The sequence below is a fragment of the Streptomyces sp. NPDC040410 genome (assembly GCF_055595715.1).
In genome coordinates this window covers 707,666-729,702 of sequence record NZ_JBVIVK010000001.1, presented here as the reverse complement: position 1 = coordinate 729,702, position 22,037 = coordinate 707,666, and the positions used below count along the sequence as shown (strand labels likewise).

Genomic DNA, 22,037 nt, shown 5'->3' with positions numbered 1-22,037 from the left:
TCAGGAGGCCTGCGACGACAGGACCCTGGACGCTTCGCGGACCGCCGTGAGCAGGTCGTCCAGGGCGTGCGCGAGGTCCTTGACCGTCTGGTCCACGGAGCGCGTCGGGAGGTGGCCCGCCCACATCCGCTGCAGACTGGTGCGCAGTACGGTCGCCAGGTCCGCCACATTGCGCAGCCGGACCACGACTTCGTCCACACCCGGGCGGGCCGCCGCGGGAGTGTTCCACTGTCTCCGCAGTGAGGTCCTGAGGGAGACGGCGCGCGTCCCGATGACCCGCACCACGTCCCCCTTGACCTGATTGGCGCTCAGCGAGGCCAGTTCCTCGCTGGGACGCTCGAAGGTGGACCAGATCTCCTCGAGCAGGGCCAGGGTCTGGTCCCCGGTGGGCGATGCGGCGGCCGCCGCGGGTCCCTCGACGGCCGGTGCCTGGACGGGAGGGGTACCGTCCACGGTTTCGAGGGCGATGCGCGACGACGGAACCGGTGCGGCCTCGGAGAGCGTACGAGGCCGGAGAACCGGTGCCTGGTGGGGCCGGTTCACCTTCATCTCGTCCAGGTACGCCCAGCACGCCCGCGCCGCCAGGCGGAAGAACCACCAGCGGTCCCGGTCCGAGACCTTGCGCGGGATGAACATCAGGGAGCAGGCCTGGATCGCCAGGTACCACTGGTGGAGCCAGGCGGCATCGAGGCGCCGGTCCGCGCCCCAGCCCAGTGTCGCCTCGCGCACGGTGTCCACCAGTTCGGCCAGACCCAGTGGGATCAGCGGGCCCGTACAGCCGGGACCGACCAGCCCGGTGATCAGCTCCTCCCTGGCGTCGTCCAGCATGTGGGGAAGGTAGGAGTCGGCGACCAGGCACAGCAGCAGATGGACCGGATCGCGGGCCAGCAGCGCCTGCTCGTCGAACCGGGAAAGGTCGATGAGCGTGTACTGGTCCGCCGGGGCGTCCGCCCTGGCCGGCACCATGATGTTGCCGGGATGCAGATCTCCGTGGGCGCGGCCGCGCGCGGCGTCCTGGACCTCGTACCGGCTCAGGGGACAACCGTCCGCCAGGAGAACGGGGTTGGGCAGGGGGAGTTCGTCACCGCCGGTCGAGAACCACGGGAGCGACACCGCCCGAGGGCCGAGCCGGTCACGGATCCACTCGCTCAGGGGAGCGCCGGCGTCGAGGCGTCGGCCCAGCAGCTCCGTCACGAACTTTGCCGCCGGCAGCGTCGGCATCGCCGGATCCTCCGGATTCCACTCGCCCAGCACATCGCTGACGATGTTCCCGGCCAGCTGCGGAAGACCCGCCCGGCGCCCGGCCGCGGCGAGCGTCTCGGTCCTGCTCCTCCCGTCGCCGGCGGGCTGCTGGAACATCAGCCATGCGTTCCCCACCGGAAAGTGTTTGTCCGCCAGCTTCACCAGATGGCGCTCGATGAAGTCCCGGGTGCCCGGCAGGCCGCAGTCCAGCGCCAGAGCGTGGTTGCGCGGCTCGGCGGCGGCGTCGTCGGACGATGCGACCAGCTTGATGATCCTCCGGCCCCCCGTCCGGTCGGCACACCGCTCGCGCACGACGGCCGAGACGAGCTGCCCGCCACTGCCTCCGGTCTTCAGCGACTCCCACCTGAACAGCTCCATACGGTTCCCGTCGAGCCAGCGGGCCAGCGCGGCGTCCACGGTCTCGTCGTCGAACACCGCCGGGACACCAGAGGGGTGATGCTCCATGACCTCAGTATCTCCGGAAGCCGCCCGACTCCCGGTAGCTCTGTGCCGGGTACGGCCGCCCGTGATATGCCGTGCGGGGAGAAAGGGGATCATCATGGCACGCCGCAGGGGGAGTTGGCGTACACACCGCACCCGCACCGCACGGCTGTCCGGCACGGTCGACGCCGCGGCACTGCGCTCCGCGCTCACCGCCCACGAGCCGGACGGCGGGCCCGCACCCCGCTTCGAGGGTCTGCACGTCACCGGAGTCCTCGACCTGAGCCACTGCCGCCTCGACACCGCGGTCGCGCTCGTCGGCTGTCACTTCGAACAACCCGTCCAGCTCACCCAACTCACCGTCCTGGCACTGGACCTGTCGGGTTCGACGATGCCTGCCCTGTACGCCGACGGCATCACCATGGACGGCGAACTCGGCCTGAAGGGTGCCCGGTTGGGGGACGGCCGTGACGAGCGGAGCCCCCTGGTGGAACCGAGAGCGGGCGGTGCCCGGGTTCCGCGCCGCCTCCAGGAGGATTCCACGTCAGGCGTCGTCCGGTTGGCGGACGCGCGGATCGGCGGCAACCTCGTCGTCGAGCGGCTCCGGGTGACCGGCGCCGACGCCTGGTCGCTGCTCGCCCCGCGGCTGTCGGTCGGCGGCTCGGTGCACGCCCGCGAGCTCAACGCCTCCGGTTCCCTCTATCTGCGCGACGCGCGCGTCACCTACGCCGTCAACCTCCAGGCCGCCGAGGTGGGCGGCATCGACGCCACCGGGCTCGTCTGCAGCGGCGGCTTCTACGCTGACTGGGGATTCCGCAGCACCGGACAGGTGCTGCTGCGGGCGGCTGAGATAGGCGGGGTGGTCACCTTCCACGACAGCGTCCTCGCCGAGCCCGCAGGGTCGTTGCTGCTGAGCAGGGTCCGGGTGCCCCGCCTGCGCCTCGATCTGCGCGAGCCCCCGGCGGGGGCGGTGATCCTGCAGGACGCGGCGGTGGACGTCCTGGTGGACTGCGAGGACACCTGGCCGGACCCGGGCGAGCTGGTCCTGGAGGGCTTCACCTACAAACGCCTGGAGACCGCCCGGCCCGTCGCGGTCCGCTCCCGTGTCGGCTGGCTGACCCGTGACGAGCGCGCGGGCGCGGGCTCCTTCGAGCAGCTGGCGAGGTCGTACGAGACCATCGGCGACGAGCGCGCGGCCCGTACGGTACGGCACGCCCGAGAGCGTCATCTGCGCCGCCACGACCGCCTGTCGGGCCGGCTCTGGGGAGCGGTCCAGGACGTGCTGTTCGGATACGGCTACGCGCCGCGCCGGGCCCTCGCCTGGCTGCTGTTGCTGGCGGCCGCGGGATCCCTGTGGTTCGGGAACCACCCGCCCCCTCCGGCCGGCGGAGACACCCGCCGCGTCTGGGACCCCGTCCTGTACAGCCTCGACCTCCTCGTCCCGGTCGCCGGCCTCGGCTACCGGGGAGCGTGGGACCCGACAGGCGTGGACAAGGCCGTGGCGGTCTTCCTCGTCGTGTCGGGCTGGACGCTGGTGACCGCGGTGATCGCCGGGGCCCGGCGGGTGATCGGTCGCGGATGAACGGACGCCCGCGGCGGTGCGCTGCCCCAGGACCACCGGGGTCGAGGCGGCGATGCCGCACGCTGCCGGGGAGCGACGTACCAGAGGGAGTCGATGGGGCGCGACGAATACTGGGTGGCCGTTTCCCGAGGCGGTCTCCTGTACGGCGCCGGTTTCTTCGTGACGCCGAGTTCGACGCCGAACTGTACGGCGACGCACCCGAGTTCGGACCCGTGGCTGCGCGATCTCTTCGAACGGCACCGGGGGTACGTCATCGGGCGGCGGGACGGGCAGTGGTGGGTCGTCGGCGACACCGGCTACTGACTCTGGCGTGGACCGCCGTCACGGCCGTCTCAGGAGCCGGTTCGCCGCCCGTCCGAACACGTACTGTGCCGTGGTCCGCAGCAGGGGGTCGGCGAAGGCGGGCAGCAGGCGGACCCGCAACTCCTCCCGCCACAGCACTCGTGTGCGGCCGCCCGGGCCGGGCCGCACCTCGATCTCGGCCCACCCCCGGACGACGCGGCCCCGCTTCTCCAGCCGGCACAGGCCGGGCTCGCCGTCCGTCGGCGGGCGCCACACCGTGACCTCCATCGGGTCGTCGAAGGCGAGCGGGCCGATTCCCGAGCGGGCGACGATGAACGTGCCGCTGCGTGTCGGCGGGGGCGTGACCACGGTGACGCGGGTCAGCGGAACCACCTCGCCGTGGCGGGGCCACTGAGTGAGGCGCCGCCACGCCTCGTCGAGGGGCAACGGGGCGGTGCGTTCGAGGAGGATGTTGACCACGTAACGATCTTAGGGAATCCGGCCTGCTCATCGGCGGGTTCGGGGACGGCTCACACGGTTGGCCCAACGAGGCGTCGGCGTCCGACGTGCGTGCTCCGACGTGCGCGAGCGGCGCGCCGCGCCAATCCCGGTGCCGGTCGCATGAGTTGGGGCGTCATGGCCTGTACACCTTCCCCGGCTCCGCCGTCCCCGGCGCCAGCAGCTGCGGCACGGTCACGAACACGTACCCCCGCTCCTTGAGCGCATCGATGATGCCGGGCACGGCCGGCACGGTGCCGTAGTAGATGTCGTGCAGCAGGATGATCCCGTCGCGGGACGCCTGCGCGAGGACGCGCTTGGTGATCAGGTCCGAGTCGGTCGTCGTGTAGTCCTTGGCGGTCACGCTCCACAGCACCTCCGCGAGGCCCAGCTCGCGGCAGATCCCGTGCACGGTGTCGTCCGTCCGGCCCTGGGGCGGGCGCATCAGTGTCGGGCGGTGTCCGGTGAGGCGCTCTATCTCCTCGTTCGGGCGCTCCAACTCCTCGCGTATCTCCCCGGGTCCGATCCGCGTGAGGATCTTGTGGTCCCAGGTGTGGCTGGCCACCTCGTGCCCCTCGTTCGCCATCCGCTTCACGAGTTCGGGGTACTTCTCGATGTGCCGCTCGCCGAGCAGGAAGAAGGTCGCCGGGACCTGCTTCTCCTTCAGGATGTCGAGCAGGCGGGGCGAGTTCTCGCTCGGCCCGGCGTCGAAGGTGAGCGCGATGCACCTGGCCTCGCGGCAGTCGACGGTCCCGAACCTGGCCTGGACGCCCGCGGTGGCGTGGGCGCGGGCCGCGCTCGGCGCGGTGGCGCCGGTGTTCGTGCACGCGGTCAGTGACAGAGTCGCGGCCGCGAACATCATCGCGGCGGCACGCAACCCGCCCCCCGTTCTTGTCATCTTCTTGGTCGGAACACACATGCGGGGACTATACACAGCGATTATACGCGCTATGTATAGTCGATCGCCGGCGCCCTGACCCGTGCCTGGACGAACGACAACACCGACCTCCACCTCGCGAAGTCGGCGGGTTTGGTCGCTACGACGCGACGACCGGCGCACACCGGCGCACACCCGGGCCGGGAGCCTTCCGGCGAGGCGTACGTGCCCTTGCGGCGTAACGTCGTGAGGGTGGACTTCACTGCGGACAGCCTTGTGTCCTGTGCCGCGCGTGAGCTCAGCCGGAGAGCGGAGCAGCTGATCCGCGAGGTGGAGCGGCGTCTGCGTCGTGACGTTCCGGACCTGTGGGAGAACCCGGACGTCATGGCGTCGGAAAGCGTCGCCGCGCACGTCCTCGCAGTGCTGTACGGCCTCGAGCACGATGTCGATCCGGGCGGACTCGAAGGGCCGGCCGAGCAGGCAGGGCGCGCACGGCGGCTCGCTCGGCAGGGCACTCCCGTCAGCGCGATGCTGCGGGCCTTCCGGCTGGGACAGGGCATCATCCTCGACGCACTCCTGGAAGAGATGCCCCGGCTGACGGACGACGCCGAGCTGATCAGCTCGGCATCGCGCAAGCTGATCGCGACGGCGACCGGATACCTGGACCGCGCGTCGGAGCGGGGCGTCCTCGCGTTCCAGGAGGAACGGGAGCGCCGGCTGCAGTGGCGGCTGTCGATGGTGAACGAGGCCGGCATGCGCATCGGGACCACCCTGGACATCGTCCGCACCACCCAGGAACTCGCGGATGTCGCCACCCAGCAGTTCGCCGACCTCGTCACCGTCGACCTGCTCGACTCCGCGCTCCGCGCGGACGACACCCCGGCGGCGGGCCCGCCCCTGCTGCGCCGGGTCGCCCAGCGGTCGGTGGTGGAGCGCGACCCGGCATCGACGATCCCGCCGCAGCGGCTCCACACCTATCCGGACGGATCACCGTCGGCGCGCGCACTCGCCACCGGGCAGCCCTCCCGGCACGGCCTCGACGAGCCGCCCGGCGGCGTGGCCGCGGCTTCCGAGCACCACCGCGCCGCGGACCAGCCCCTCCACTCGCTGCTGGTGGTGCCGCTGCGCGCGCGTGACACCACGCTGGGCGTCGCACAGTTCTACCGCCACCGCCGCGCCGACCTCTTCGACGAAGAGGATCTGCTCCTCGCCCAGGAGATCGCCGCCAGGGCGGCGGTGGCCGTCGACAACGCCCGCCGCTACACGCACGCGCGCGCCACCGCGCTCGCCCTGCAGCGCAGCCTCCTCCCGCGGTTTGTGCCGCGGCAGTCCGCCGTGGAGGTCGCCTGCCGCTACCTGCCCGCCGGCGCCGAGGCCGGCGTGGGCGGCGACTGGTACGACGTCATCCCGCTGTCCGGGGCGCGTGTCGCGCTCGTGGTGGGCGACGTTGTCGGCCACGGCATCCACGCCGCCGCCACCATGGGCCGCCTGCGGACGGCGGTACGCACCCTCGCCGACATCGACCTGCCCCCCGACGAACTCCTCACCCACCTGGACGACGTCGTCATCCGCCTGTCCGCGGAAGCGTCCAGTACACCGGACGATCCGGCCGCCGAGTCCGTCACCGCGACAAACGCGGCCACCGCGTCGGCCGGCTCGGGGAGCGGGGGGTCGGGCGGCTCGGACGCCCCGGATGCGGGGGCTTCGGGCGGCTCGCGTGCCGCAGGCCCGGTCGCCCCGGACGCGGTGCCTTTCAGGGCCCCTGGCGCCGAGGTCGGTGGGGACGTCGGGGCGGCCTGTCTGTACGCCGTCTACGATCCCGTCTCCAGCCGCTGCACCCTCGCCCGGGCGGGGCATGTGCTGCCCGTCGTGGTGAGCCCGGACGGAAACGTCGACGTCCTCGACCTGCCTCCCGGCCCGCCGCTCGGCCTGGGCGGCCTGCCGTTCGAGGCGGCGGAGGTCGACGTGCGGGAAGGCAGCCTCCTCGCCCTCTACACCGACGGCCTGTTCGGAGTCCGCGGCCACGACATCGATGCTTGCCTCGCCACGCTGCGCCAAGCCCTGGCCCACCCCGCTCCCTCCCTGGAGGCCACCTGCGACAACGTGCTGACAGCGATGCTGCCCGAACGGCCGCCCGACGACGTCGCACTGCTGCTGGCCCGCACCCACGCCCTCGGCGCCGGCCAGGTCGCCGCCTGGGACCTGGACGCCGACCCCGCCGCCGTGGCCGGGGCCCGGGAGCGCGTCTCCGAACAGCTGGGCATCTGGGGGCTGGAGGAACTCGACTTCATCGCCGAACTGGTGGTGAGCGAACTGGTCACCAACGCCATCCGCTACGGCCGGCCCCCCATCCGCTTGCGCCTGATCCACGACCGCACCCTCATGTGCGAGGTGTCCGACGCCAGCAGCAGCACCCCGCACCTGCGCCGGGCCCGCGTCTTCGACGAGGGCGGCCGCGGTCTGCTCCTGGTCGCCCAGCTCGCCGACCACTGGGGGACGCGCCACGCCCGACAGGGCAAGACGGTCTGGGCCGAGCTGAACGGCTCCGCCGCCTGACGCGACACCCCTTCCCAGCGCCCCGCCCCCCGCCGGGGCCTACGCCCGGCCCAGCGGCGCTCCGACGCGGAGGTTCCACCGTCCGGACCGTCCGCTGAACTCGGTTGCCGTCAGGGGCGGCACGTCGATACGCCAGAACGCCGACTCGGGCGCCCCGAGTGCCCGCACCCCCGCGGCCCGTACGACCTCGGGGTCCACGACGGCGACGGTGCGGCCCGCCGATCGCGCGGCCGACTCCAGCCAGGTGCCGATCCGTTCGCAGAAGTCCCTTACCGACTCCCCGCCGTGCGGCGCGGAAGCCGGGTCCGACAGCCACAGCGCGACGGCCTCCGGCTCCTTGGCGCTCACCTCCGCCAGGCTCGCACCGCGCCAGCGGCCCACGTCCAGACCGGTCAACTCCGTTACCACCAGGGCGTCCAGACCGAGTGCCTCGGCAGTCTCGCGGCACCGCACCGTGGGGGAGACCAAGGCCCGGCCCTCAGGTCGGGGAGTCTCGGCCGCGGCGCGCGCGAGCCGGAGTCCGGCCGCGTCGAGTGAGCAGCCGTCGTCGAACCGGGCCTCCCTCAGCGCCGCACTGATCGCAGGTGAGATCAACATCACTCGGCTCGTCATCTGTCCGTTCCCGTGCTCGACTTCCCTGCCGCCCCGGGGACTTGAGGTGCTCCAGACCCCCTGGCGTGCGCCCGTGCGCTCTTGGCCGCGCCTCCGCTTCGCGGTACCTTCACGGGCGGTGTCCACGACGGACACCGACGACGGTTCCGCGGAAGCCGGTGAGAGTCCGGCACGGTCGCGCCACTGTAAGCCCGGTTCGCCCACCTCGGTGTGCGGCGGGCAAGTCAGACCCGTTCCCGTCGTCCTGTGCACCACCGAGACGGGACGCGAGTTCCCCCAGGAGGGCCTGCCATGGCGCAGTCTGTCGCTCAGCCGACCACCAACCCCACCGCCGTACCCGCCAAGCTGCCGATCGGCGCGATCGCCCCCTGGGCGGTCTTCTTCGGCATCCTGATGCTGGTCCTGCTCTACTTCGTCGGCGCCGAGCAGGGCGCCACCGCCGTGATGAGCGGAGAGGACGTGCACGAGTGGGTGCATGACGCCCGCCACCTGCTCGGCTTCCCCTGCCACTGACAGCGGCGAGGAAAGTACGAGCTCATGAACTCCGCAACCGTCAGAAACCTACTGGTGCGTGGCATGCTCGCGGGTCTCACCGCGGGCCTGCTCGCCCTCGTCGTCGCCTACTTCCTGGGCGAGTCGCGCGTCGACGCGGCCATCGCCTACGAGGAGGCGCACGCCCACGAGCACGAGCACGGCGCAGAACTCGTCACCCGTACGATGCAGTCCACCGCGGGCCTGTCCACCGGTGTGCTCGTCTACGGCATCGCGTTCGGCGGCATCGCAGCCCTCGCGTACTGCTTCGCCCTGGGCCGTATCGGCCGCTTCGGGCCGCGCGCGAGCGCGCTGCTCCTCGCGGCCGCCGGCCTGATCGCCGTGTACCTCGTGCCGTTCCTGAAGTACCCCGCCAACCCGCCCGCCGTGGGCGACCCCGGCACCATCGCCAAGCGCACCACCTTGTACTTCCTGATGATGGTGCTCGGTGTGCTGCTCGCGGTCGGCGCCGTCATTCTGGGCAAGCGCCTGGCGCCGCGCCTCGGGAACTGGAACGCGACGCTGGCCGCGGGGGCGTTCTTCGTCCTGGTCATCGGGCTCGCGTACGCGTTCCTGCCGTCCTTCAACGAGGTCCCGGCGGACTTCCCGGCCACACTGCTGTGGCAGTTCCGTCTGGCGGCCCTGGCCGTCCAGGCGACGTTGTGGACCGTCTTCGGGCTGCTCTTCGGAATCCTGGCAGAACGGGTCCTGGCCCCTCGTACGGCAGCCGCCGCAGAGCAGGCCACCACCACGCGGGCCACCCCGGTACCGCACTGAGAACGCCACTTCGACGGCCCCGCGGGAAACCTCCGGCGGGGCCGTCGGCCATGGCGCGGGCACCCGCGTCGGCCGGCCGCCCTGGTAGCGGGCTCTCTCTTCGGCGGCGTATGCCCGCCGCGCCCGGCGAAGGACTCGCGCCGGCCGTCGCGCTCCTCGTGCCGCACGACGGGGCGGAGGGCCGTCGACACGGACGCCTTCGGCCGGTCGCCTGTCGCGGCGGGGCGGTCTCCAGCAGTTCGCCGGCCGTCCGCCGCGCCGGCGCCGCGGTCTGTTCGGCGCCGCGCCGGTACGTCACGGGTAGGTGGGCTGCCCAGCGGATGTACAGCGCACCGGCCGAGGTACGGCCCACGAGGTCCGGACGCCCGTCACCGGAGAAGCCGCCGTGCGCGACCAAGCCCGTCGGCACGGGGCAAACGGCGCCGGTGTGCCGGGCCGGACCGGGATTCGGTGAGAGTTGCGGACAGAAGGTGTCCGCAAGCGCCGCTAGCGTGCACGGTATGACGAAGACGACCGCGACGGCCCCCGCGGCCGGCACCCGTGCCCTGAACCGCGCGACCCTCGACCGGCAACTGCTGCTGCGCCGCGCGTCCCTGTCCGCCAAGGACGCCGTGCGGCACCTCCTGGGCCTGCAGGCGCAGAACGTCAAGCCGCCGTACTACGCGCTCGCCGCCCGTCTCGACGGATTCACCCCCGAGGAGCTGTCGGGGCTGATGGCGGAGCGCGAGGTCGTCCGTATCGTCACCATGCGCTCGACCATCCACACCCACACAGCCGACGACTGCCTCACCCTGCGCCCCCTGGTGCAGACCGCCCGCGACCGGGAACTCACCAACTTCCGCAAGGGCCTTGAGGGTGTCGATCTGGACCGGCTCGCCGTACTCGCCCGTGAACTGGTGGAGGCCGAGCCGCGCACCATGAAGGAGCTGCGCGAGGCGCTGCTCACCGAGTGGCCGGACGCCGACCCGCAGGCTCTCGCCATCGCCGCCCGCTGCCGGCTCCCGCTCGTGCAGGTCACCCCGCGCGGTCTGTGGGGCAGGAGCGGCCAGGTCGCCCTCACCACCGCCGAGCACTGGCTCGGCCGCCCCGCCGAGCCCGCCCCGGCACCCGACGCGACCGTGCTGCGCTACCTCGCCGCGTTCGGCCCGGCGTCCGTCAAGGACATGCAGACCTGGGCGGGCCTGACCCGGCTGCGCGACGCCTTCGAACGACTCCGGCCACAGCTCCTGGCCTTCCGTGACGAGAACGGCGTCGAGCTCTTCGACCTCCCGGACGCCCCACGCCCCGGCCCGGACACCCCGGCCCCGCCCCGCTTCCTCCCCGAGTTCGACAACCTCCTCCTCTCCCACGCCGACCGCACCCGCGTCGTGCCGCCCGAGTACCGGGGCCGCGCCTGGCAGGGCAACCAGACCTCCTGCACGCTCCTCGTCGACGGTTTCCTCGCCGGTGTGTGGAAGCTGGAGGAGGGCGCCCTCGTCGTCGAGCCCTTCGGCCGGCTCACCAAAGCGCAGCGGGACGACGTCACCGCCGAGGGGGAGCGGATGCTCGCGGTGCTGCACCCCGGGACCGCGTACGACATCCGGTTCGGTGCCGTCGTACGACAGTGAAGGGGCTCTCGCCGTCATGACCACGGAGAGGCCGTCAGCCCGGGCGGGCGAACCAGGTGCGGGCCGCCGACGCGGTCAGGCCCCACAGGGTGTCCGTGATCAGGCCGATGGAGACCGGGACCAGTCCCATACCCTCCCCCGCGGAGAGCGCCGCGTGGAGAGGGGGCGCTGCGGGCCGCTCGTGGTGGCCCGCAACGCCCCCTGGTTTTTCACCTGAGGGATACTCAGGAGAACTGCCGGGTTACGAGTTGACCTGCGCGGTCACCTGGCTCGAGAAGGTGGTCAGCCGGGTGTAGACACCCGGGTAACCGGCCTCGGCGCAGCCCTCGCCCCAAGAAGTGATACCTGCCAGGACGCCCCCGATGAGCAGGGGACCGCCGCTGTCGCCCTGGCAGGTGTCTACACCGCCGGAGGTGTATCCGGCGCAAACCATGTCGCTCGCGATGAAGTCGGAGCCGTACGAGCCGGCGCAGCTGGAGTCGGACACGATCGGGACGGTCGCGGTCCGCAGCTGGTTGGAGGAGCCGCCGCTTGAGGAGGTGGTGCCCCAGCCGAGGATGCGGGCGGTCGTGCCGGCCGCGTACACGGAGGTGTTCGAGGAGGAGACGTACTTCGCCGTGGTGTACGGCATCGACGTCGACAGGGTCAGCACGGCCACGTCGTCGCCGTTGGTGGCGTCCGTATAGCCCGGGTTGATCCAGATCTTGCTGACTCTGCTGACCGTGCCGTTCGTGCCGCTGAGGTACGTGCGCCCGCCGACGACACGGACGCTGCTGGTGGTCTCGCCGACCATACAGTGCGCGGCCGTGACCACCTTCGTGGCCGACACCAGGGTGCCGCCGCAGAACTGGCTCTGCGAGGCGTCCGTGATCTGCATCATGAACGGGTACGCGGTCGTCGTGGTCGTCGTGCCGCCGACGATGGGCTGGGGGGCGGCCGTGGCGTTGGGAGCGCCGAGCAGCGCGGTGGCGGCGGCGGCAGCGGTGGCCGCGACGACGGCGCCGGTCTTCTTGGCGCGGTTGAGCCCGAACATGAGTCTCCTCAGTGGGGGTTGCCGGTGGGGGACGCGCGGGTGGGGGTGAGCACGGGGGTCGCGGGACCGACCCCCGTATGCCCGGCGAGCGGCACGCCCTTACGCTAGAACCCGGCGCTCCCTCTTCCCAATGAGGGAACCCCCTAAGGGAGTTGGGCAGGGTTAACCCTCGGTCGAACCCAGTAAACCCGCACGGGCCTCACTTCGAGTGGCGCCCCGCCGCCAGTCGGACGATGTCCACCCGCGAGCGGATCCCCAGCTTGCGGTAGACCCGGGTGAGCGTCGCCTCGACCGTCTTGACGCTGATGAACAGCCGCCCGGCTATCTCCCGGTTGGTGGCGCCCTCCATGACGAGCGCGGCGACCTGACGCTCCATCGCGGCGAGGCCGTCCAGCGCGTCGAGCGCGGGGACGGGCGCCGGGGCGGGCTGCGACGGCGCGGCGACGGCGGCCGCCTCCACCTGGCGCAGCCAGGGCAGCGCGCGGCAGCGCCGGAACAGCCGCGCCGCCTCGTCGTACGACGTCGTACTTCCGCGGTTCGCCTCCGGGGCGTCAGAGCCTGTGGCGAGAGTCCGACGGTGCTCCGCCCTTCGGGCCTCCGCGCGCTCGGACCCTCGCCACAGGCGCGCCCCTTCGGTCGGCCCCGGCCGGCGGGCGGTACGCAGCGAGGCCAGCGCGAACGCGGCCCGCGCCTCCTCCAGGCCGTATCCCAGTTTGGCGAGCCGGTCCTGAACGGACGTCAGCTGGGCGAGGGCGGCCTCGTGTTCGCCACGCGCCGCCCGGACCAGGGCCTCGGCCCGGTCCAGCACGGCCAGCACACTCTCGCGGTCCAGCCTGAGCGCGTGCTCCCGCGTCACGTCGATGACGTCCTGCGCCTCGCCTGTCTCACCGATACGCACCAGGGCCTCGGCGAGGTCGCCGTGCCAGCGGCCGCGCGCCGGGTCGGTGATGCCGAGCCCCTGCTCCAGCTCCCGCACCCGCCGCAGCGACCGGACCGTGCCCGCGGCGTCCCCGGCGACCAGCTGGGCGTGCCCGAGGGCGGCCAGGGCACGAGAGACGTACATCTGGTCGCCGTCCTCCTCGGCGTGCTGCACCGCTTCCCGGGCCAGCGCCAAGGCCCGGTCCACGTCCCCGCCCGCGGCCTCCGCGAACGAGGTGAGCAGGGCGGAGGCCACCGTACCGATGCCGGTGTCGCGGGCCATCCGCAGGCTCTCGCGGGCCAGGTCGAGGGCCCGGCCGCAGTGCCCGGAGCGCAGTTCGGTTTCGGCGAGCAGGCGCAGGAAATGCACCTCGCTCTCGACGACGCCGCGCCGCCGCACCTCACGCAGCAGCGCGGTGACCGTGCTGCGGGCCTCGGTCAGCTGATCGCTCATGATCAGCCAGCGGTACCGGGTCGAGCCCGGGCCGTTGTGATGGCAGGCCACCTCGGGGTCCTGGGGCTCCTTCAGCGCGCGCTTGATGGTGGCGGGGGCGTCCGGGTGGCCCATCAGGGTCTCGGTCTGGGCCTGGAAGGCGAGCGCCAGGAGTTCGGTGCGCCGGTCGCCGGCCCGGGCGGCGAGCTCCGCCGCGTGCGCGGCCTGCTCCCGGCCCTCCGCGAAGTCGCCCTCCACGACCAGGCCCCGCCAGGCCAGCTGGTAGTGGACCAGGGCGAGCAGCCGCGGGTCGTCACCCGCGTCGGCCAGTACCTGCGGGAAGACCGCGTCCACGTCACCGAGGGCCTGGCCGGCCGCCTCGATCACCACCATCCAGGCCCGTACCCGGTCGGCGGGCACGGTGGCCCGGGTCAGCACGTCGCGGGCGATGTCCCGGGCGAGGTCCACCTCGCCCGAGGTGATCGCGTCCTCGGCGGCCTCGAGCCGCCTCTCGTCCGGGGCCGGTCTGCTGTCCGGCGGGGTGTGCCGGGCCGCGAGCAGCCCCATCGACGCGGCCACCGACGGCGCCCCGCGGTCCCGTGCCAGCGTCGCGGCCTCCGCGAGCCGGGCCGCCACTTTGGGGTCGGTGCCGGTGGTCGCCAGGGCCAGGTGCCGGGCCCGCTCGATCGGATCGGAGGCCGCCGTGGACAGCGCGGCGTGCGCCGCACGCCGGTCCTGCGCCGAGGCCTCCGCGTACAGCGCCGCCGAGATCAGAGGGTGCGCGAACCTTACGGCGGCCCCCTCCGGCTCCGTCGCGAGCAGCCCGAGCTCCGCCGCCTGCCCCGTCTCGGCGTCGGCGTTCTCCCGGCCGGCCGCGTGCAGCAGGGCCAGGGTGGGGCGGGCGCCCGCGCTGGCCACCAGGAGAGTGCGGCGGGCCTCGTACGACAGCATCTCCAGCCGGTTCAGTACGAGAGCCCGCAGCGAGGTGGGCACGGGCAGCGGCTCACCCGGCCGGGGAGGGGTGGGGTTCTCGGCCAGCGCGCGGCCCAGCTCCAGCGCGAACAGCGGGTTGCCGCCGCTGGTGCGGTGGATGTCACGGACGGTGGACCGCGGCAGGCCGGTGTAGCCGCGGTGGTCGAGCAGCGCGGAGACCTGGGCGCGGGAGAGCGGGCCGAGGCGGACGGCCACGGTGTCGGGCAGGGACGCGCGTAGATGGCGGTCGTACTGCTCGCCCTCGGTCCGCTCCGCGCACAGCATCTGCACCGGGGTGCCGCCCAGGCGGCGGGCGGCGAAGCCGAGCAGTTCCGCACTGGCCGGATCCAGCCACTGCAGGTCGTCGGCGACGATCAGGACGGGGCCCGCGGCGGCGAGCGCGCGCAGCACGGACAGCACGGCCAGGCGCAGCGCGAGCCCGTCGCGCTGGAGGGTGGACTCGCCGCGGCCGGTGAGCGCCGACTCCAGGGCCGTGCGCTGGGCCGAGGGCAGCTGGTCGGCCACCTCGCCGACGGCCAGACCGAGGAGGTCGGCCAGGGCCAGGAAGGGGAGATGGGATTCGGACTCGGTCGCCGAGCAGCGCAACACGGTCCGTGCCGACTCGGCGTATTCGGCTGCCAATGACCGCAGGACGGTCGACTTTCCTATTCCCGCGGGGCCGTGCAGCAGCACGCTCCCACCCTGCCTGAGCTGCTCACGGGCCGCGCTGAACAGCTCCTCGCGGCCGATGACCAGGTCGGGGCGGCATCTCGCAGGCTCCTGGAAGTCCCGTCGCACGGTCACCGCTCCCCTCCTGTGTCTCGTGAGGCCCAAATTCTAGGCAACATCGCTTTGAAATTCGGACGGACGACGTCGTGAGGGATATAACAGCGGCCCAGGCGGGCGGAAATTCAAAGCGCGTCTGAATGAATAAGTGCTCATCTGTGAGGTGCGCCGAACGTGTGCGGGGGGTCGGGAACCAGCCAAGTCACGGCAATATACCCGCCCGGCGTGCGGGGCCACGGCCTCCCCGCGGGCACGGGCCCCGAGCTTGCGCATGGCCGACCGGAGGTACCCCTTCACCGTCCCGGCCCGCACCCCCGTCCGCTCCGCGGCCACCACCTTCGTGGCCCCCGAGGCGACGCACGCCAGCACATCCAGCTCTCGGGGCGCAAGACTCACCCCGGCCGCCGGCGGTGCTCCCCGCCGAAGGCGACCGGGAGCCCGGTCGCGCGCCGCAGCCGCAGGAGCGCACCGCGTATCTCCACCGTCCCGGCCGCCCCGGTCGTGTCTGCTGCCACGTACTCGCCCCTTCGTTCGCGGGTTCCCTGCGGCGAGGGGACCCCCTTTCGGGGTGCCTCCCGCGAGCGCTCACCCCCGTTCGGGGGTAGTGAGACCTGCATCACGGATTACACGATGGCAGAGAGCCGCCCGGCAATGGTCCGGTACGGCGCGGGAGTGAGCCGCAGGGGCTGGAGCGCCCCGGAGGTGAACGACCGAAAGAGGAGGAGGACAGATGAGTACGGCTACGGAGCTCTTCCGCGCGGCGCGGGACTTCCTGCTGGCGCACCGCGAGGACTACGCCACGGCCTACGAGGGCTTCTCCTGGCCCCGCCCACAGCACTTCAACTGGGCTCTCGACTGGTTCGACGTCATCGCGGACGGCAACGAGCGGACCGCGTTGCACATCGTCGAGGAGGACGGCACCGAGACCGTCCGGTCCTTCGCCGAGACGGCCGACCGCTCCGACCGGGTCGCGAACTGGCTGCGGGAGCGGGGCGTCCGTGCCGAGGACCGCATCCTCGTCATGCTCGGCAACCAGGCCGAGCTGTGGGAGACGGCCCTGGCCGCGATGAAGCTGCGCGCCGTCGTCATCCCGGCCACCCCGCTGCTCGGCCCCGCCGACCTGCGCGACCGGGTCGAGCGCGGCCGCGTCCGGCACGTGCTCGTGCGCGCAGAGGACACCGGCAAGTTCGACGAGGTGCCCGGCGGGTACACCCGGATCGCGGTCGGCGGTGCGCCGGAGGGCTGGCGGCCGTACGAGGACGCGTACGCGGCCCCGCCCGGCTTCACCCCCGACGGCCCGACCCCCGCCGACGACCCGCTGATGCTGTACTTCACCTCCGGTACGACGGCGCGTCCCAAGCTCGTCGAGCACACCCACGTGTCGTACCCGGTCGGGCACCTGGCCACCATGTACTGGATCGGCCTCAAGCCCGGTGACGTGCACCTGAACATCTCCTCGCCGGGCTGGGCCAAGCACGCCTGGTCCAACCTGTTCGCGCCGTGGAACGCGGAGGCGACCGTCTTCCTGTACAACTACGCGCGCTTCGACGCGGCCCGGCTGATGGCGGAGATGGACCGTGCCGGCGTGACGACCTTCTGTGCCCCGCCGACCGTGTGGCGCATGCTCATCCAGGCCGACCTGACCCAGCTGCGCACCCCGCCCCGCGAGGCCGTGGCCGCCGGCGAACCGCTCAACCCCGAGGTCATCGAGCAGGTCCGCCGGTCCTGGGACGTGACCATCCGCGACGGCTTCGGGCAGACCGAGACCGCGGTCCAGGTCTCCAACAGCCCCGGCCAGCCCCTGAAGACCGGCTCCATGGGGCGGCCGAGCCCGGGCTACCGCGTCGAACTCCTCGATCCGGTCTCCGGCGCGCCGGGCGCCGCCGAGGGGGAGATCGCCCTCGACCTGTCCGTGAAACCGGTGGGCCTGATGACCGGCTACCACGGCGACGCGGACCGTACGGCGGAGGCGATGGCCGGCGGCTACTACCGGACCGGCGACATCGGTTCCCGGGACGCCGACGGCTACATCACCTACGTCGGCCGCGTCGACGACGTCTTCAAGGCCTCCGACTACAAGATCTCCCCCTTCGAGCTGGAGAGCGCGCTGATGGAGCACGAGGCGGTGGCCGAGGCGGCCGTCGTGCCCGCCCCGGACGAGCTGCGCCTCGCCGTGCCCAAGGCGTACGTCGTCCTCGCGGAGTCCTGGGAGCCCGGCCCCGGCACGGCGAAGGCGCTGTTCGAGCACTCCCGGGAGGTCCTGGCCCCGTACAAGCGCATCCGCCGCCTGGAGTTCGCGCCCCTGCCCAAGACCGTGTCCGGCAAGATCCGCCGGATCGAGCTGCGCGAGGCCACGGCCGCGGGCTCGGCCGACGAGTACCGCGAGGAGGACTTCCGGTGACCGGCCTGTCGTACACGCACGGGACCGACGAGACCCCGCTGCTCGGCGACACCGTGGGCGCCGCCCTCGGCCGGGCGATCGCCGCGTACCCGGGCCGCGAGGCCCTGGTGGACGTGCCCTCCGGGCGGCGCTGGACCTACGCCGAGTTCGGCGCCGCGGTCGACGAGGCCGCGCGCGGACTGCTGGCGAAGGGGGTGACGAAGGGCGACCGGGTCGGGATCTGGGCGGTCAACTGCCCATGGGGGTACCTCCCACGCCCTTAAGGCAGTGGGGGAGGGTCCTCGTCCAGTACGCCACCGCCCGCATCGGCGCGATCATGGTGAACATCAACCCGGCCTACCGGGCGCACGAGCTGGCGTACGTGCTGAAGCAGGCCGGCGTCTCGGTGCTGATCGCCTCGCTCGCCCACAGGACGAGCGACTACCGGGCGCTGGTGGACCAGGTGCGGGGCCGGTGCCCCGGGTTGCGGGAGACCGTGTACATCGGCGACCCGTCCTGGGAAGCGCTGACGGCGGGCGCGGCCTCGGTGCCGCACGAGCAACTGGAGGAGACCGCCGCCGAGTCGAGCTGCGACGATCCGGTCAACATCCAGTACACCTCGGGCACCACCGGCTTCCCGAAGGGTGCCACGCTCTCCCACCACAACATCCTCAACAACGGCTACTGGGTGGGGCGCACGATCGGTTACACGGAGCAGGACCGGGTCTGCCTGCCCGTGCCCTTCTACCACTGCTTCGGCATGGTCATGGGAAACCTGGGAGCCACATCCCACGGGGCCTGCATCGTCATCCCGGCCCCCTCCTTCGAACCGAAGGCCACACTGGAGGCGGTCCAGCAGGAGCGGTGCACCTCCCTGTACGGCGTCCCGACCATGTTCATCGCGGAGCTGAACCTGCCGGACTTCGGCGCGTACGACCTGACCTCCCTGCGCACCGGCATCATGGCCGGCTCGCCCTGCCCGGTCGAGGTGATGAAACGGGTCGTCACCGAGATGCACATGGAACAGGTCTCCATCTGCTACGGCATGACCGAGACGTCCCCGGTCTCCCTGCAGACACGGATGGACGACGACCTGGAGCACCGCACGGGGACCGTCGGGCGGGTGCTCCCGCACATCGAGGTCAAGGTCGTCGACCCGGCGAGCGGAGTGATCCGGCCGCGCGGCACCGCGGGCGAACTGTGCACCCGCGGCTACAGCGTGATGCTCGGCTACTGGAACGAGCCCGAGAGGACCGCCGAGGCCGTGGACACCGGCCGCTGGATGCACACCGGCGACCTGGCCGTGATGCGTGAGGACGGGTACGTCGAGATCGTCGGCCGCATCAAGGACATGATCATCCGGGGCGGGGAGAACATCTACCCGCGCGAGATCGAGGAGTTCCTGTACGCCCACCCGAAGATCGCGGACGTACAGGTCGTCGGCGTGCCGCACGAGCGGTACGGCGAGGAGGTCCTCGCCTGCGTCATCCCGCGCGATCCGGCCGACCCGCCCACCCTGGAGGAACTGCGCGCCTTCTGCGAGGGGCAGGTGGCGCACTACAAGATCCCCAGTGCGCTGCGGATCCTGGACTCCTTCCCGATGACGGTGTCCGGGAAGGTGCGCAAGATCGAGCTGCGGGAGGAGGCGGCCCGGGGGTTGTGACGATCAGGTGGGCTCGTCGAGTCGGCTGTGGTCGGCGTCGGCTCCCTCAGCGGCCTCTTCGGCGGGCGCATCCTTGCCCAGAGCGCGCCGGAGTCGTGCGGCGACCGCCTCCTTGTCAGGTCCGGAGAGCCCGGTCGCCGCGGTCGCGGTGTCCGCAGTGCCGGGGGCGTCCGGGCCGGGGTGATCGGGGGCGCGCTGTTCTGCCAGTGCGGACATCAGCGTGCTCCGAGTGACCGAGCCGAGCTGCCTGCGGGCCGTGCCGATCGCCGCGAGGATCACCGCCTGCTTGATGTCGCGGCCCGACACCTCTGCGACGTCGGCGAGCTCGTCGATGGAGACGTCGTCGTGCACCGGCAGTTCCGCGGGCAGATGGGTCTGCCAGATGCGCCTGCGGGCCGGCCGGTCGGGCAACGCGAAGTCGACGTGCAGCAGCCGGGACGCAGGCGGTTTCTTGTACCGGGTTTTTTCGGGATGCTCTCATTCGATTTATTGTGCGATGGGCGGTGTGGACAGTGGGGTAATCGGTGTCGATGGTGTGCTAAGCACCCGTGGCGTCGAATTCGTCGGCGAGACTGTTGACGGGCCGTGGCGTGCCCGTGAGGTCGAGCACGAACAGTGGGACGCCCACGGAGTCGGCGCGGACGCGGGCGTCGTCCGCGTATCCGGCGAGGGAGAAGTAGACGCAGCCCGCGGACTCCGACATGGCCGTCAGCCACAGGCACTCCACGTCCCGCGGTGACGCCGGGCGCATCGTCGGGTCCACCAGGGCCAGCAGGCCGCGGGCGGCCAGGCCTATGCCGGTCGGGGGGCGCTGATCGGCGCGCCGGATGTCCCGGTGGCCGAGCCACCGCAGGTACACGGCGGCGGCCGTGACCGCGTCGCGGGCGGTGCGGATCGTGACGGGCTGGAACGCCCGGCGCGGCGGCGGGGAGACGCGCGCCCGCGAACCGACGGCCGGCCCGGCGTCCGGGCGCGCCCGAGTCACCGGGATGCGCAGCACCGTCCCGCACGGACAGCCCAGCTCCGGCCGGGGCCACTGGCTGCGGCGGCCGCAGGCGGCACAGCGCACGGCGACCCACTCCTCGTCCCACGCCCGGTGCGTGACGGGCGTCGCCACGGCACGCCGGTCCAGTTGAGGGGCCACGGGGGCGCCGCACGCGCAGGGATAGGACGGTGCCGCGTAGACCTGCTCACGCCGACAGGCCGGGCAGCGCACCGACACGCTCTCGGACATGGCCCCATCGTCCTCCACCCGGCCCCCGCTTGTCCGTCTGTTGGCCTTCTCCAAGGCGGGCAGGGCCCGCCCCGTGCCCGACGAGGGGCCCGAGGTCCGCATCGTGCCGACGCGGCCGGGGCCGACGGCGGCCCGCAGGTGCAGGGCGAACACGGCCGCCGTGACGGCGCCGCGGGGCCGCCGTGCCATCGCGCGACCTCGTACGGCTGCGGCCGGGCCGTCGTAGAGCTGTCCGCCCCCAGGGTCCGGGCGAAGCCGCCGCCCCCGTGCCGACCGGGCCCCGCGTGACGGGAACGTGCCCGCGGCGGGGGGCGGTTGAAGCCTCCTGAACCGGGTCAGAGGCTGATTTGAGGACTACGTGGTCCGTCCATGGCCGAGCGCGGACGGGATCTCATTCGTCGTGGTGCTCCGAGAGTCCGGGCCAGTCGTCGGGGCCGCCTCCCTGCCACTCGACGACATCACTCTCCGCGACATCGGTCACATACAGATCGGCGAGCCGCAGGATCTCGCTGACGTCGTCCAGGTGCGAGGCGATCCCCAGTGTCTCGTCACCCTCGGTGACCCGCCGGGAGCCGTCCAGGGCGGGAGGGTGCACCACGACGTGCGGATGCTCCGTTGGGTGTGTCATGCCTTCAGACTCCTGCGGGCGGGCGGGATCCGCACCCCGGGATCGCCTGGAAACCGCCCCGGAGACACCGAAGAGCGCCGCTCGCCGCCGGACACCGGGGCGTCGAGCACCCGTATGCCCTTGTCCCCGGCCGCCTTTGCCAGGTCCACGGACGTCCGCTGGGTGCTCGACGACATGTCGATCAGCAGTGCGCCGGACTCCGTGTTCTCCAGGACGCCGTCGGGGCCGCAGGCGACGGCCTCGAATCAGAGGGCGTCGACGGCGCTCACCTTCCACTCCTGGGAGGTGCGGGTCATCGTCAACCGCACCCGGTTCAGGTCCAGACGCGAGCCCGAGACCCGGGTGCTCTCGGTGACCTGGTTGACGAAGAGCAGTACCACGGCCTTGTCCGGGGAGGCCGACACGACCGAGGCCGTGGCGACCGTCGCCCTCACCACCCCGTGGTACTTCCTGGCCGTCGGCCCGACCACGGTCGTCGTCGTCTTGCGGTACTCGTCGCGGAAGCCCCCCGCCAGGTGGGTGCGGGCCCGGGTGAAGTCGCGGTCCAGATGCCGGTAGTCGTACGACAGCACGACCGGCGCCGCCTTCCGCGCGGCCGCGAGCGCCTGCGCCCGCGCGTCGTCCGCCGACTGTCCCTCCTGGTACTGCCACCCGAGTACGCCGGCCGCGACCAGCCCCGCGGCGAACACGACGCCCAGGACGGCGGTGAGCAGGCTCCGCCGCCGCGGATCCTCGCGCTGCTTCGGCACATCCTCCTCGACGGCCTCCGGCGACGGCTCGGGCGGGTCGTCCCAGCCGTTTGTGGGGGCCTCGACGAGCACGGTGCGTCCGGTCGGCTCCGCCCCCTCCTCGGCTGTGGCCGCCGGGCCCGCGTCGCGGTGGCCGCGCTCCGCGCGCCGGGCCGCCGCGCGGGCGGCCGCGGTGATGGTGCGCCGGGTGCCGGATCCGGAGCCGCGGCTCCGGGTGGTCGCCTTCGTCATGCTCG

The 22,037-nt window shown here is 72.5% G+C and carries 18 protein-coding genes, 4 pseudogenes and 1 riboswitch; of the genes and pseudogenes, 8 read left to right on the top strand and 14 right to left on the bottom strand.

The window, feature by feature from the left end; genetic code table 11:
- Positions 1–1,707 carry a hypothetical protein gene (locus ACZ562_RS03275; protein ID WP_471173647.1) on the bottom strand — a complete coding sequence of 569 codons (1,707 nt, stop codon included), beginning with the start codon at positions 1,705–1,707 and terminating at the stop codon, positions 1–3.
- Between the two features lie 94 nt (positions 1,708–1,801).
- Here ACZ562_RS03275 and ACZ562_RS03270 point away from each other — a divergent pair, with 94 nt between their 5' ends.
- Together ACZ562_RS03270 and ACZ562_RS03265 are read left to right on the top strand one after the other, a co-directional pair.
- The gene (locus tag ACZ562_RS03270; RefSeq protein ID WP_471173645.1) at positions 1,802–3,265 is read left to right on the top strand and encodes a hypothetical protein; all 1,464 of its coding nucleotides are present in this window, start codon (positions 1,802–1,804) and stop codon (positions 3,263–3,265) included.
- Positions 3,266–3,358: 93 nt separating this feature from the next.
- On the top strand, positions 3,359–3,568 hold the full coding sequence (locus ACZ562_RS03265) for a hypothetical protein (RefSeq protein ID WP_471173643.1): 210 nt from the start codon (positions 3,359–3,361) through the stop codon (positions 3,566–3,568).
- Positions 3,569–3,586: 18 nt separating this feature from the next.
- Here ACZ562_RS03265 and ACZ562_RS03260 read toward each other — a convergent pair whose 3' ends face one another.
- Positions 3,587–4,027, bottom strand: coding sequence for an SRPBCC family protein (locus ACZ562_RS03260; RefSeq protein WP_471173641.1), 441 nt, complete (start codon positions 4,025–4,027; stop codon positions 3,587–3,589).
- 154 nt (positions 4,028–4,181) lie between these two features.
- The gene (locus tag ACZ562_RS03255; protein WP_471173986.1) at positions 4,182–4,943 is read right to left on the bottom strand and encodes a polysaccharide deacetylase family protein; all 762 of its coding nucleotides are present in this window, start codon (positions 4,941–4,943) and stop codon (positions 4,182–4,184) included.
- Between the two features lie 231 nt (positions 4,944–5,174).
- Between ACZ562_RS03255 and ACZ562_RS03250 the strand changes: the two genes are divergently transcribed.
- Entirely contained in the window at positions 5,175–7,478 is a 2,304-nt protein-coding gene (locus ACZ562_RS03250) for an ATP-binding SpoIIE family protein phosphatase (protein ID WP_471173640.1), read from the top strand.
- Between the two features lie 39 nt (positions 7,479–7,517).
- On the opposite strand, the gene ACZ562_RS03245 is transcribed toward ACZ562_RS03250, so the two are convergent.
- Positions 7,518–8,090, bottom strand: coding sequence for a histidine phosphatase family protein (locus ACZ562_RS03245; RefSeq protein ID WP_471173638.1), 573 nt, complete (start codon positions 8,088–8,090; stop codon positions 7,518–7,520).
- A 96-nt stretch (positions 8,091–8,186) separates the two neighbouring features.
- Positions 8,187–8,344, top strand: a riboswitch (cobalamin riboswitch).
- A gap of 37 nt (positions 8,345–8,381) precedes the next feature.
- Between ACZ562_RS03245 and ACZ562_RS03240 the strand changes: the two genes are divergently transcribed.
- The 3 genes from ACZ562_RS03240 to ACZ562_RS03230 all read left to right on the top strand — a co-directional run bounded on the left by ACZ562_RS03240 (position 8,382) and on the right by ACZ562_RS03230 (position 11,005).
- On the top strand, positions 8,382–8,603 hold the full coding sequence (locus ACZ562_RS03240) for a CbtB domain-containing protein (protein ID WP_471173634.1): 222 nt from the start codon (positions 8,382–8,384) through the stop codon (positions 8,601–8,603).
- A gap of 24 nt (positions 8,604–8,627) precedes the next feature.
- The gene (locus tag ACZ562_RS03235) at positions 8,628–9,398 is read left to right on the top strand and encodes a CbtA family protein (protein ID WP_471173633.1); all 771 of its coding nucleotides are present in this window, start codon (positions 8,628–8,630) and stop codon (positions 9,396–9,398) included.
- Between the two features lie 500 nt (positions 9,399–9,898).
- Positions 9,899–11,005, top strand: coding sequence for a winged helix DNA-binding domain-containing protein (locus ACZ562_RS03230; protein ID WP_471173629.1), 1,107 nt, complete (start codon positions 9,899–9,901; stop codon positions 11,003–11,005).
- Between the two features lie 46 nt (positions 11,006–11,051).
- Here the strand turns inward: ACZ562_RS03230 and ACZ562_RS03225 are convergent.
- The 5 genes and pseudogenes from ACZ562_RS03225 to ACZ562_RS03205 form a co-directional block, all read right to left on the bottom strand.
- Positions 11,052–11,135: pseudogene (locus tag ACZ562_RS03225) on the bottom strand (LysE family translocator); the annotation flags it as partial.
- A gap of 111 nt (positions 11,136–11,246) precedes the next feature.
- Positions 11,247–12,038, bottom strand: a complete 792-nt coding sequence (locus ACZ562_RS03220; RefSeq protein WP_471173628.1) for a S1 family peptidase — start codon at positions 12,036–12,038, stop codon at positions 11,247–11,249.
- 199 nt (positions 12,039–12,237) lie between these two features.
- The gene (locus ACZ562_RS03215) at positions 12,238–15,165 is read right to left on the bottom strand and encodes a helix-turn-helix transcriptional regulator (protein WP_471173626.1); all 2,928 of its coding nucleotides are present in this window, start codon (positions 15,163–15,165) and stop codon (positions 12,238–12,240) included.
- 184 nt (positions 15,166–15,349) lie between these two features.
- Positions 15,350–15,549: pseudogene (locus ACZ562_RS03210) on the bottom strand (response regulator transcription factor); the annotation flags it as partial.
- Complete coding sequence (locus ACZ562_RS03205) at positions 15,540–15,662, bottom strand: hypothetical protein (RefSeq protein ID WP_471173625.1); 123 nt, start codon at positions 15,660–15,662, stop codon at positions 15,540–15,542. The pseudogene ACZ562_RS03210 and the gene ACZ562_RS03205, both read right to left, overlap by 10 nt.
- A 215-nt stretch (positions 15,663–15,877) precedes the next feature.
- Here ACZ562_RS03205 and ACZ562_RS03200 point away from each other — a divergent pair, with 215 nt between their 5' ends.
- Both ACZ562_RS03200 and ACZ562_RS03195 read left to right on the top strand, forming a co-directional pair.
- A complete protein-coding gene (locus ACZ562_RS03200; RefSeq protein ID WP_471173623.1) occupies positions 15,878–17,548 on the top strand; it encodes an AMP-binding protein in 1,671 nt (556 codons plus the stop codon).
- Positions 17,545–19,190 (top strand): annotated as a pseudogene (locus ACZ562_RS03195) (AMP-binding protein). Before ACZ562_RS03200 ends, ACZ562_RS03195 begins: the two are co-directional and overlap by 4 nt.
- A gap of 3 nt (positions 19,191–19,193) precedes the next feature.
- Here the strand turns inward: ACZ562_RS03195 and ACZ562_RS03190 are convergent.
- The 5 genes and pseudogenes from ACZ562_RS03190 to ACZ562_RS03170 all read right to left on the bottom strand — a co-directional run bounded on the left by ACZ562_RS03190 (position 19,194) and on the right by ACZ562_RS03170 (position 22,032).
- Positions 19,194–19,601, bottom strand: coding sequence for a hypothetical protein (locus ACZ562_RS03190; protein ID WP_471173621.1), 408 nt, complete (start codon positions 19,599–19,601; stop codon positions 19,194–19,196).
- A gap of 127 nt (positions 19,602–19,728) precedes the next feature.
- Positions 19,729–20,424 (bottom strand): hypothetical protein, encoded by a 696-nt coding sequence (locus ACZ562_RS03185; protein ID WP_471173984.1) that lies wholly within the window; start codon positions 20,422–20,424, stop codon positions 19,729–19,731.
- Between the two features lie 391 nt (positions 20,425–20,815).
- Positions 20,816–21,052 (bottom strand): hypothetical protein, encoded by a 237-nt coding sequence (locus tag ACZ562_RS03180; RefSeq protein WP_471173619.1) that lies wholly within the window; start codon positions 21,050–21,052, stop codon positions 20,816–20,818.
- Between the two features lie 80 nt (positions 21,053–21,132).
- Positions 21,133–21,294, bottom strand: a pseudogene (locus ACZ562_RS03175) (NAD(P)-binding domain-containing protein); the annotation flags it as partial.
- A 3-nt stretch (positions 21,295–21,297) separates the two neighbouring features.
- On the bottom strand, positions 21,298–22,032 hold the full coding sequence (locus ACZ562_RS03170; RefSeq protein ID WP_471173616.1) for a hypothetical protein: 735 nt from the start codon (positions 22,030–22,032) through the stop codon (positions 21,298–21,300).
- Positions 22,033–22,037: the final 5 nt, after the last annotated feature.